The organism is Rhodococcus sp. MALMAid1271, from assembly GCF_049195265.1.
In the GTDB taxonomy this organism is placed as follows: domain Bacteria; phylum Actinomycetota; class Actinomycetes; order Mycobacteriales; family Mycobacteriaceae; genus Rhodococcoides.
Window position 1 is genome coordinate 219,232 of record NZ_JBMIRQ010000108.1, and the last position, 10,334, is coordinate 229,565.

The window sequence follows — 10,334 nt, forward strand, 5'->3', positions numbered from 1 at the left end:
CTTCCTCAGGAGGGCACCCGGTACAGACGCCAATCCGGTTGGTCGGCACCGGTGTTGGGTACCTCGAGTTCCAACGGGTACAGCTGCGCACCGTTGTCGTAGATCGTGGGGTATCGCCGGTTGATGGCATCCGATACTCCGCGCCCTTCGTTGGGCACCGTCAACAGGTACCGAACCCCGGCCGCCGCTGGATCGTTGAGGATCTGTGTGAAGTCCAGATCCGATGGAATCACGAAGCGTCTCGGATACTCCGAAGCGGCCAGAACGGCGAATCCGTAGACGGAGTCGACCAGTATCGAACCGTCGGGAAGTGCCTGTCCGTCGAGATACGCCGCGAGTTCCCTTTCGGTGGCGAAGGAGTCGATCACTCGCCGTGCCGTCGTGGCCTCCGAGTCGGCCGCGGAGGGATCCCCCGCGAGCAGGTAGCCGAGGGCGTACTGCTGACTGGACAACGAGGGCTGCAGCATCGCCCAGGCCGTGACCGGCAGCGCGGATACGCACAGTACCGCCGCGGCCACTGCCGCCGCGGTACGCATCGGCGGGCACGACGGACGATGTCTGCGGTATGCGCCTGCGCGCCGGGTCGGCAGATCCCCCGCTGCGGGAAACAACTGCACGACGACGACGGCGGCCAGCGGAATGGCACAGATGAAGAACCGCAGGAATCCGAAGGTCGAGCCGGTGATGTAGCTGCCGGCCTGGAACGCCAGCACGCCGCCGAACAGCAAGGGAGCCACCACGAACTCGAGATCTCGCCGACGCGTGGCCAGTACCACCGCGAGCGGAAATGTCACCAGCAACGTCGGCCCCAATGCGATGAAGGCACCGAGTGAGAACGCGGTGGTCTGCACCAGATCACCGCTCGCCCCACCGGACTGCGTCAGAATCGCGGTGTTTCCGTAGCTCGACGACAATTGGGCGAGCGCCTCACCGGTGATCAACCAACTGGTGGTGATCCACACCAGGAACATCGCCGTCCCCGGGCCGGAGATGAGCACGGCATCGAGAACAGCTCTGCGCCGCATGTCTTTCCAGTGCTCGCGTCCCCGGCGACATGCGGTGACGACCGCCACCAGCACCGCTGCCAGCGCGATGGGGACCACGCCCTCGTAGCGGGCCAGGAAGGCCAGGCCCAGCGCAATACCGGCCAGCAGCAGATCGTGGACGTCGTCGGTGCCGACCCAGCGAATCAATCTCCTCACGGCCCAACAGAGCAGGAACAGGAAGCCTGCCTCGCTCATCCCGTTGGCACCGTAGAAGACGATCATCGGGTTGATCGCGAACACGACGGTGATCAGGATCCTGTATCGACCGGGCAGTCCGCGATCGCGGCAGATGCCGTGCACCATCACCACGGCACCGGCCATGAACGCCGCAGAAACGGTGATGCCGGAGATGTTCCACCGGGTGATCGCCGGCCACCACGACGCGAACGCAACCATGGGGAGTTGGGCCAGGCCGGTCAACGGGGTGAAGATGAAGCCGATCGCCGATACGTGCGGATCACGGCTGAGCAGCACCGCCTGCGCCGCTGCGGTACGCGAGAGCGCGTCGCCCAGGATGAAGCCGAAACGCAGGCTCAGCGTGATGCCGACGGCCAGGTATCCCGCCAGAGCACTGCCGAACACGATCCACGGTGCCCGCGAGCTCATGTGGCTTCGTCCTCGGCCGGCTCGGCAGCTACCGCAGGCCCGGACAACCCGTGAAAGGTCTTCTCCCAGTACGACGGGTTGCGCACGAGCTGCCAGCAGCCCTTGATGGATGCCACACTCATCATCACCCAGTACAGCGGCATCGTCAGGCTCGGAACCAGGAGGTAGGCGTTGTCGCTCTCCCTACTGGCGATCAGATACATGTAGACCGTGGCGATGTTGCCGACCACCAGTGACAACAGCGAGAAGTAGTAGATGTACGGCGGAAAGAGCTGAGCGATCAACCCGGGCTGGCCGAGAATCCATGCCGCCGTGGTGAACCAGAAAATCATGTTGATGCAGGCGGTGACGGGCGTCCCGGCAAGGAGCAAGGTGAAGCGATAGGTGCCGACCGGGCCGAGGGCACGAACGGTCACCATCGGCCTGCGCATATGCACCAGCCAGGTCTGCAGGTATCCCTTGTACCAGCGGGACCGCTGGCGCACCCAGTTGATCGGATCGCTGTTGGCCTCCTCGAGAGTCGTGGAGTCCAGCACGGCCGTCGAGTAGCCGGATGCTGCGATGCGCACACCGAGATCTGCGTCCTCGGTGACATTGAAGCCGTCCCAGGCACCTACTTGGTCGATCACGTCGCGGCGCAGATGATTGGAGGTTCCACCGAGTGGGATCGGTGACGTGCTCGCCATCAACCCTGGAAGTAGGTAGCCGAACCACAGTGCGTAGTCCGCGGTGAACCACCCGGTGAGCAAGTTCTGAGATCCATTGTGAAAGGCCAACTTCGCCTGGACACACGCGACCGTGTCCGGCAACCTGGCGAAGGCGGCCACGACGCGTCGGAGTTGCAGCTTCTCGGGGAGGTCCTCGGCATCGAAGATCGTCACGATCGTCCCGGTCGCGAAATGCAGTCCGTAGTTGCACGCCTTCGGCTTGGTGCGTGGATCACCGGCGGGCACCAGGACCACGTCCACCAGATCACTGACGCCGCTCTGCGCTGCCGCTTCGATGGTGACCTCGTCGTCCTCTTCGAGCAACAGCAGAACCTGCAACTTCTCGGAGGGATAGTCCAGGCCGGTCATCGCCGCGATGAGATCGCCGACCACCTCGGGTTCGTCGTAGGCCGGAACCAGGATCGTATAGAGCGGCAACAGGTCATCGGGGATCGAGAGCGCCTGCTCGTCGGTGACCGTGACGATCGCCGATGCGTCCAGCCCTCGGGAGAACAGCAACACGCGGTCGATCATCGCGAGGAGGTATCCGACGGTGCAGACGACGGTGACCGCCAGCAGCGTCCCGACGGGGACGACGACCGCGCACGCAAGCAGTAGCAGGGCGCTGCCGATCGCCGTGTACTTCTGCCAGGGTACGAAGGCAACGGCCGCCGAGGCCAACGGGTTTCGGTCGGCCAGCCCGTTGATGGCGTCATCGAGCGCAGCTGCTCGAAACTCTGCGGACTCGGTACCGACCCGCGGCGGATGCGGTCTCCGGCCTGCCGGAGTTGCGGTCATCGTCTCGAACCGTTCGTGAGATCCCATTGCTCGCGAACGAGCCCTTTTCCGAAGCTCGTCAGCAGTTCGCGATCCTTGTACTCCGGGTCCCCGTCGATGGAAATGGCGTTGCCGCGCAGGAAGGTACCGATCGCCGTACCGAGGTTCGACGCCATGGACGGCATCGGTTGTGGAAACGCCGCATCCGCATCGTGGTTGTCGACGCTGATGATCGTCACTCGCTGAGTGAATTCTCCGCGCTGCCAGACGAATACCAGTTTGGTCCAGGTCACCAGCAGAGCGTCGCTCACCGATGTGTAGAGCGAACCGGTCACGCCACGGCCGAGGTCCACGGGCAACGAACGACTCGTTCGGGTATCGGACAGACGGTAGAGCGTGCTCTCCGGATACACGGCAAGACTGGCCCGATTCGTGGTGGACAACACATCGACCACCACCGTCCGCGGGCGCGCCCGGACGTCCCACGCCGAATTACCCTCGTCGGCGCGCATGGTTTGCCGCACCAGTGTGGCCCTGGTGCCGAAGAAGGCACGGACCCAATCGAACTCCACGATTCCGGTGCTGCTGAATCCGGCCGGAGCCGCGAACGGCGTCGATACAGATCCCGTCGGCCCCATCACAGTCGGCAGTTCAGGACGGTCGGGAAGCGGGATGAAGAACAGGACCACTGCGGCCGCGACCGCGACGAGGACCGAGCTCGGCGACCACTTCGCCGATGGGGCAGCAAGACGATGTGGACGGCGCGGCTCCCATCGGCCACGACGGGCAACGAGATAGAACACGCTGCCGGTGACCGCCGCAGCGCCGACGGTCGGAACGAGTTGGAGCCAGACGATATCGATCTGCGGCGACAGTTGCAGCATGATCTCTGCGACGAGTAGTCCGGTCAGGACCGTGCATCCGAAACCAAGCCACCCCCGGCGTGCTGTTCGGCCGACGGCGATAGCGCCCGCGACGCCCGCCAACAGCACCATCACCGAGGCGTAGGCCAATCGGCTGCCGCCGAGTCCGACAGCGACGAGTCGATAACCCAACGGACTCAGGGCGATCAGCAGTAGCCAGACCGACCAGAAACGGCCGACCGGCCGAAGACCGAACATCAGGATGGAACCACCGAAGAAGAAGGTCAATGCTGCAAGCACGTCCAGGTGCGAGAGTTCGTACTGATCGGCGTATCGAGGCAGCCACAGCGCCTTGACCGCGAACGAGATCAGCAAGAAGATGCCGCCGACGATGTTGTCGGTCTGGCGATCGTGGATCGGCAACTCGTCGGCTCGTCGACGGGCTACGCCTTGCGCCGCCACGACAGCAAGCAGCGGAAGCACGAAGATGTACGCGGTGATCGCGCCGTCCGCCGACTCCTGCGCCAAACGCACCCAGGTCGGGAAGAACGCGAGGGCGACTCCGCCGAGGAGAACCACCCAGCGCACCGTCAGAATGCCGGCCGGGTGGCGTGACTGCTTCCAGCGAGCGAGCGCCTGCGTCGGCTCGGTGGCCACGGTCATTGTGCGCCGGTGTGCCGACTGGGAGCGCGCGCTGAACGGCGCGATCGAATCGCGAACACGAGGGCGGCCGCCACCGCGAGAGCCAGGACGACCAGGCCCGCACCGACGAGCGCTGCCGTCGAACGGTCGGAGCTCCCGTCTTCGGTGGCGGCAGCGGAGTCCGCGGCCCCCGACAGAACCGAGCTGGACAACGAGACGGGGTCGGTGTTCGGCGCGGCGAACAGGATGTCGCCGTCGAGTGCGAACCATCGGGCGGGGTCGGCGTCGAGCCACGCCAGCATCGTGTCCACCGTCTCGGGTGCCGAGTTCCACGACGCAACGACGACGGCCTTGTTCTGCACCGATGTCACTTGGAGGGTTGCGAAGGGTTGGGCGGTGTCTACGGTGAGTTCGGTTGCCTCGGTGTCGTTCTCGGGGTCGTTGATACGGAAGGTCGTCTCGTCGTACGAGGACAGCGGCAGGGTCATCGCGTCCGGGAGATCTGCCACCGGTGCAATCACCACTGCCGGGGTCGAACCGTCGAGAGCTCGATCCATGGACACGACCTCGGGCAGGAGTGGCCGACTGGACAAACGCTGCAGTCCGGCCACCATCGTGACCGCCCGGACGGCACCGGCGTAGGACTCGTCGGTGAGGGCAATATCGAACTGCGGCATCAGTGCCTGCGGTATCGACCGCATACCGAGCGGTGCCGGTGTCGAGGAATCGGCCGAGCGCACGAGCGTCGAACCGTCCACGGTCACGGTGAAAGCGGCTGCGGACGAGCAGCCACCGGTGGTCGTCGACGGATGGTCGACGGAGACCTCGAGCGTGTCGATTCGAGACAGAGCCGAATTCGGAATATCGATCCACTGGTCGAGCCGGCCGCTCTCCTCCGCCGGCCAGACCGCGACCGGCGATCCGTTCACGGTGGCCCGGACCGATCCGACCCCTGGGGTGTAGCTGCCGATCAGGTGCACGGACAGATTCGAGGCAGAGCGGCCGAGCCGCGTCTGATCGATCGGGACGGAGGCTGTTGCCGTCCTGGCGCCCGTTCCGGTCACCGTTCCGATGCCGAGCTCGTCGAGTGTGGCCGAATCGGGGGCGAGCTGGGCTTTGGGTGCAGATGGCCCGGCAACGGCCGCGGTGGCGACAGCGATATCGGCGAGGTTGCTGGTGATCAGACGAGCCTGATCGGTCAGGTCGGATCCGGTCCCGGTGAGGTACATCCGTGGCGGAGCCGGTTCCACCGGATAGATCAGCTCGGCACCGGCGTCGGAGTTCTCGGCCAGCACGACCGACCGCTCGAACGGACCGTCGGGTGCGGCTCCTTGAAGTGCACTGTCCGGCTGTACTCGAACCTGAACCGGCTGCGACCCGTAGTGATGCACCACCGACGTCGCGACAAGTGTGGCTGCAGTGATCGTCTCGCGGTCCGGCTCGGCTGGAACGAACACCGTCAGCGCGCGCAGCACGGCCGGGAGGAACTCCGCGATGGTGGAGGGCACGGTCGGTTCGCCGCGATAGTCGACTGTTGCATCGATCAGTCGAACCGCACCGGCGTCCGGATCCGGGCAGAACCGATCGTCGGGTATCAGCGAGGGAATCAGATCGAGGCCGATCGCCCCGTCGACGGTCGGTGCAGCATCGAGTGGAATCGAGACCGGAGTCGTCGACGCGGCGTTGTCGAGGGAAATGCGGGCAATTGGCCGTCCGCCGGATTCGACATCGACCCAGCCGCGGTCGAGCCAGGCGGGCGTGGTCAGCACTCCCGTCAGCATTGCGGGCACGGAACCGGCGGGTGATGGCACGGTCACCCGCGTACGCGGTCCGGTCAGGTCGATGGTGGTGGAGTCGCCGAGACCCAGCTGCGCGAACGTGAAGCGATCGGGCTCGGCGGTGTCCGAGGACTGTGGTCGCTCCGGATCGCTCGGCTGCGCCGAGGCCACCGAAGCCGACAGCACGAGCGTCACGAGAAGAAGAGCTGCACAGGGAACAACACGCTCGGTCCGCATAGGGAATTGACCAACCTTCTCTTCTCGAACTGACACTCGGACAATAGCGTGAGTTTCACTGCACCATTCCCCTTGCTGCACAGAAATGAAACCGTCCGGCTATTTCGCTCGGGAGTAAACCAACTGCACGACAGGAAAACTCACGAATTGCTCCCCATAATTCTGTACCAGCGGCTTTCATCGATCGATTTTTTGTTCGGGCGCGCATTTCGTTCTTTTCGCCGGGTCGGTGACGTGAGAACAACGTCTCGACTCACGGCCCCCGGCGTCTACCATTGCTCGAATGCCGAGTGTCTCGAAATTCTTGTGTCGCGCTCTCGCTGTGGTGGCACTCCTGGCGTCGAGTGCCGGCATTCCCTCGGCTGTTGCGGCCTCGGACGACGGGGCTCGCGTGACCGCGGGGGCGGACGGGTTGGCCCTCGACGGCGAGCCCTGGTGGCCAACCGGTTTCAATGCCTACCAGCTCGCAACCGATTGGTCGGTCAATGCCGGCTGCGGTGCGATGGTCGATCTCGACAGCTATTTCGGGGCACTCCCTCCCCATTCGCTGACCCGATTCGATGCTTTCCAGGCGTTGGCGATCAATCGATTCACCGGTCTACTCGATTTCGGACCGATGGATGCGGTGTTCGCGGCGGCTGCGGCGCACGATCAGCTACTCGTCCCGGTGCTGTCCCCACAGGACGGAGCATGCGAGGGCAACGTGTTCAAGGACCGGCAGTGGTACGTCGACGGTTGGACGACGCCTCCTGCCGTCCCCAGCGCCAACGCCGTGATCAGTTTTCGGCAGTGGATGCTCACTGCGGTGACGCGATGGAAGGACTCGCCTGCGCTGGCCGCATGGGAGTTGGTCGGCGAGCCCGAAACCAGCACGTGTACCGATACCTCGTGCTCGTGGACCACCCGTACCTGCGCGGCCGGTGCCGCACAGGTGTTGCGCGAGTTCTTCGACACCGCTGGGGAACAGCTCCGCGCGATCGATCCCCGCACCCTGATCACCGCCGGCCTGACGGGCGGCGGGCAGTGCGGAAGCCAGGGCGAGGAATACGAGTATCTCGCCGGATCACCGTTCGTCGACGTCGTGCAATATCACGACTACGGTGCCGACGGCGTGCCCCTCCCCGGCGACCAATGGAACGGGCTGCAGCGCCGCATCACTCAGGCCGCCGAGGTGGGCAAGCCGCTGCTGGTCGGGGAGATCGGCGAGTTGGCCGGTTCCTGCGGCGACCTCGGCGCTCGCGCGGGCAGTATCGGGACGAAGATCGACGGCCAGCGAGCTGCCGGCACCGCGGGGGCCCTCCTGTGGGCTTTCGTCCCGGATCCTCGTCCCGGTGAGTGCACCTACGACATCGGGCCCGCGGATCCGCTGTGGCAGACGATCGGATCTTAGGACAACCTCGTTATCCCCAACTTCATCTGAACGTTCCTTTACTTTCGCTTTTGGGTGACACCGTGCCGTGTCATGAAGCCACTACCCTTGTTCGCCGTCCACGACGGAAGCTCCAAGCGATCAGCACTGACGTGCAAGTACAAGTGCGGTGATGCGTGCTTCCACGAAATCCCCAATACCTCGACGGGCGAGTACTTCGGCGACATCGTCAAGACCGCGATGTCGCGGCGAGGCGTCATCAAGGGCGGTGCCATGGCAGTGCTCGCCGTTGGCGCCGGTAGCGCTTTGGCGGCGTGCTCCACCGACGAACCCGCCAGCACCGGAGCTTCCGGCACCTCGGGCACGGACGCTCCGACCGTCGACGGAGTGGATTTCGTTGCGGTGGAACCGAACACCGAAGACGCCGTGGTGATCCCCGAGGGCTACGAGCAGGCAATCGTCATCCGCTGGGGCGACGCGGTAGTCGACGGAGCCCCGGAGTTCGACTTCGACAATCAGTCCGCTGCCGCGCAGGCGAAGCAGTTCGGCTTCAACAACGACTTCGCCGGCCTGTTGGCGATCGACGGCACACCCAATGCGCACCTGCTGGTGGTCAACCACGAGTACACCACCGAACCGGCCATGTTCAAGGGCTACGACGCCGAGAACCCCACCCGCGAGCAGTTCGACGTTGCCCTTGCTGCACATGGCCTTTCGGTGGTACAGGTCCAGGGCGAGTCGGGTACGGGCAAGTTGACCCCGGCGATGGGTGAGTACAACCGCCGCATCACCGGCACCACCGAGTTCGTCGTCACCGGCCCGGCCGCGGGAAGTGACTTGCTCAAGACGAGCGTCGACCCCACCGGAACCAAGGTGTTCGGCACGTTCAACAACTGCTCGGGCGGCCTGACGCCGTGGGGCACCGTGCTCTCCGGCGAGGAGAACTTCAACCAGTACTTCGGTAACGCAGAATCCATCACCGATCCCACTGCGGCCGAGCGGCTTTCGCGCTACGGCGTCAAGGGTGCCGCGAGCGAACGCCTGTGGGAACGCTTCGACAAGCGCTTCGACCTGGCGCAGGAGCCCAACGAGGTCAACCGCTTCGGTTATGTCGTCGAGGTGAACCCGTGGGACGCGCAGTCGACCCCCATCAAGCACACCGCGCTCGGACGATTCAAGCACGAGGCGGCGACGATCTACGTCACCGACGACGGCACCGTGGTGGCGTACAGCGGCGACGACGAGCGCTTCGACTACCTGTACAAGTTCGTGTCGAGCCGAAAGATGATGCCCGGGACCGGCCAGGCCGCGATGCGCCACAACCTGACGTTGCTGGACGCAGGAACGTTGTACGTTGCCACCCTCACCGGTGATTCCCCCGACGAGATCGACGGCTCGGGCACCCTGCCCTCCAATGGTGAGTTCCGCGGCACCGGCACGTGGATCCCGCTGCTCGAGACGGGTGAGGACGGCCGAGGAAGGTCGCTGGTGGACGGCATGTCCGCCGAGGAAGTCGCGGTGTTCACCCGCCAGGCAGGCGACAAGGTGGGCGCTACCAAGATGGACCGCCCGGAGGACTTCGAGCCCAACCCGGTCACCGGCAAGGTCTACGTTGCGCTGACCAACAACTCCAATCGCGGCACCGAGGGCAAACCGGCAGCCGACGAGGCCAATCCCCGCAACACCAACAAGAACGGGCAGGTGCTCGAGCTCGACGACGACCACGCGGGCACGTCGTTCACCTGGAACCTGCTGTTGGTCTGTGGTGATCCGAACGAAGCCGACACGTACTTCGGCGGCTTCGACAAGACACAGGTCAGTCCGATCTCGTGCCCGGACAATCTCGCGTTCGACTCCAAGGGCAACCTGTGGATCTCCACCGACGGAAATGCCCTCGATTCCAACGACGGCCTGTTCGCCGTGGTACTCGACGGCGCGCGCCGTGGAGAGACCCGGCAGTTCCTGACGGTTCCCGCCGGTGCCGAGACCTGCGGCCCGATCATCAGCGACGATCGCGTCACGGTGTGTGTACAGCACCCGGGTGAGAGCGACGATGCGACGGCCGATGCACCGGTTTCACATTGGCCCGACGGTGGCGACACCCAGCCGCGCCCCTCCGTGGTTGCGGTCTGGAAGTCCGCATAGAGCGGAAATCTGCGTAGCCGTTGCTCTTTCGCTCAACCGAGGCGCTCATAGTCGATGCAGGTCGACTGTGAGCGCCTTTCGGCGTTGTCAGATGTCATGACATGATCGGCGCCGATTCTGGGTATTCACAGGGCCCTCTGCGAATACCGCACGGCCGGTTGACC

6 protein-coding genes are annotated in these 10,334 nt (G+C 64.8%); 2 read left to right on the forward strand and 4 right to left on the reverse strand.

Going from position 1 to position 10,334, the window contains the following annotated elements; translation table 11 throughout:
• Nucleotides 1-5: 5 nt before the first annotated feature.
• From ACOQFP_RS18925 to ACOQFP_RS18940, 4 genes are read right to left on the reverse strand one after another with little or no spacing between them, the layout of a single operon-like run.
• A complete protein-coding gene (locus ACOQFP_RS18925; RefSeq protein WP_421585189.1) occupies nucleotides 6-1,652 on the reverse strand; it encodes an ABC transporter in 1,647 nt (548 codons plus the stop codon).
• Nucleotides 1,649-3,157, reverse strand: coding sequence for a glycosyltransferase (locus ACOQFP_RS18930; RefSeq protein ID WP_421585190.1), 1,509 nt, complete (start codon nucleotides 3,155-3,157; stop codon nucleotides 1,649-1,651). Before ACOQFP_RS18930 ends, ACOQFP_RS18925 begins: the two co-directional genes overlap by 4 nt.
• Nucleotides 3,154-4,662, reverse strand: a complete 1,509-nt coding sequence (locus ACOQFP_RS18935; protein WP_421585192.1) for a hypothetical protein — start codon at nucleotides 4,660-4,662, stop codon at nucleotides 3,154-3,156. Before ACOQFP_RS18935 ends, ACOQFP_RS18930 begins: the two co-directional genes overlap by 4 nt.
• Nucleotides 4,659-6,614: a hypothetical protein gene (locus ACOQFP_RS18940; RefSeq protein ID WP_421585193.1), complete on the reverse strand. Its 1,956-nt coding sequence runs from the start codon at nucleotides 6,612-6,614 to the stop codon at nucleotides 4,659-4,661. Before ACOQFP_RS18940 ends, ACOQFP_RS18935 begins: the two co-directional genes overlap by 4 nt.
• Nucleotides 6,615-6,939: 325 nt before the next feature.
• Here ACOQFP_RS18940 and ACOQFP_RS18945 point away from each other — a divergent pair, with 325 nt between their 5' ends.
• Together ACOQFP_RS18945 and ACOQFP_RS18950 are read left to right on the forward strand one after the other, a co-directional pair.
• Complete coding sequence (locus ACOQFP_RS18945; RefSeq protein WP_241257279.1) at nucleotides 6,940-8,046, forward strand: beta-mannosidase; 1,107 nt, start codon at nucleotides 6,940-6,942, stop codon at nucleotides 8,044-8,046.
• A gap of 72 nt (nucleotides 8,047-8,118) precedes the next feature.
• A complete protein-coding gene (locus tag ACOQFP_RS18950; protein ID WP_421585194.1) occupies nucleotides 8,119-10,170 on the forward strand; it encodes a PhoX family protein in 2,052 nt (683 codons plus the stop codon).
• Nucleotides 10,171-10,334 lie beyond the last annotated feature (164 nt).

Bases quoted from the DNA above. Each gene is read 5' to 3' on its own strand.
- ACOQFP_RS18945 (WP_241257279.1), top strand. From the start codon at position 6,940: ATGCCGAGTGTCTCGAAATTCTTGTGTCGCGCTCTCGCTGTGGTGGCA.
- ACOQFP_RS18930 (WP_421585190.1), bottom strand. From the start codon at position 3,157: ATGACCGCAACTCCGGCAGGCCGGAGACCGCATCCGCCGCGGGTCGGT.
- ACOQFP_RS18950 (WP_421585194.1), top strand. From the start codon at position 8,119: ATGAAGCCACTACCCTTGTTCGCCGTCCACGACGGAAGCTCCAAGCGA.
- ACOQFP_RS18925 (WP_421585189.1), bottom strand. From the start codon at position 1,652: ATGAGCTCGCGGGCACCGTGGATCGTGTTCGGCAGTGCTCTGGCGGGA.
- ACOQFP_RS18935 (WP_421585192.1), bottom strand. From the start codon at position 4,662: ATGACCGTGGCCACCGAGCCGACGCAGGCGCTCGCTCGCTGGAAGCAG.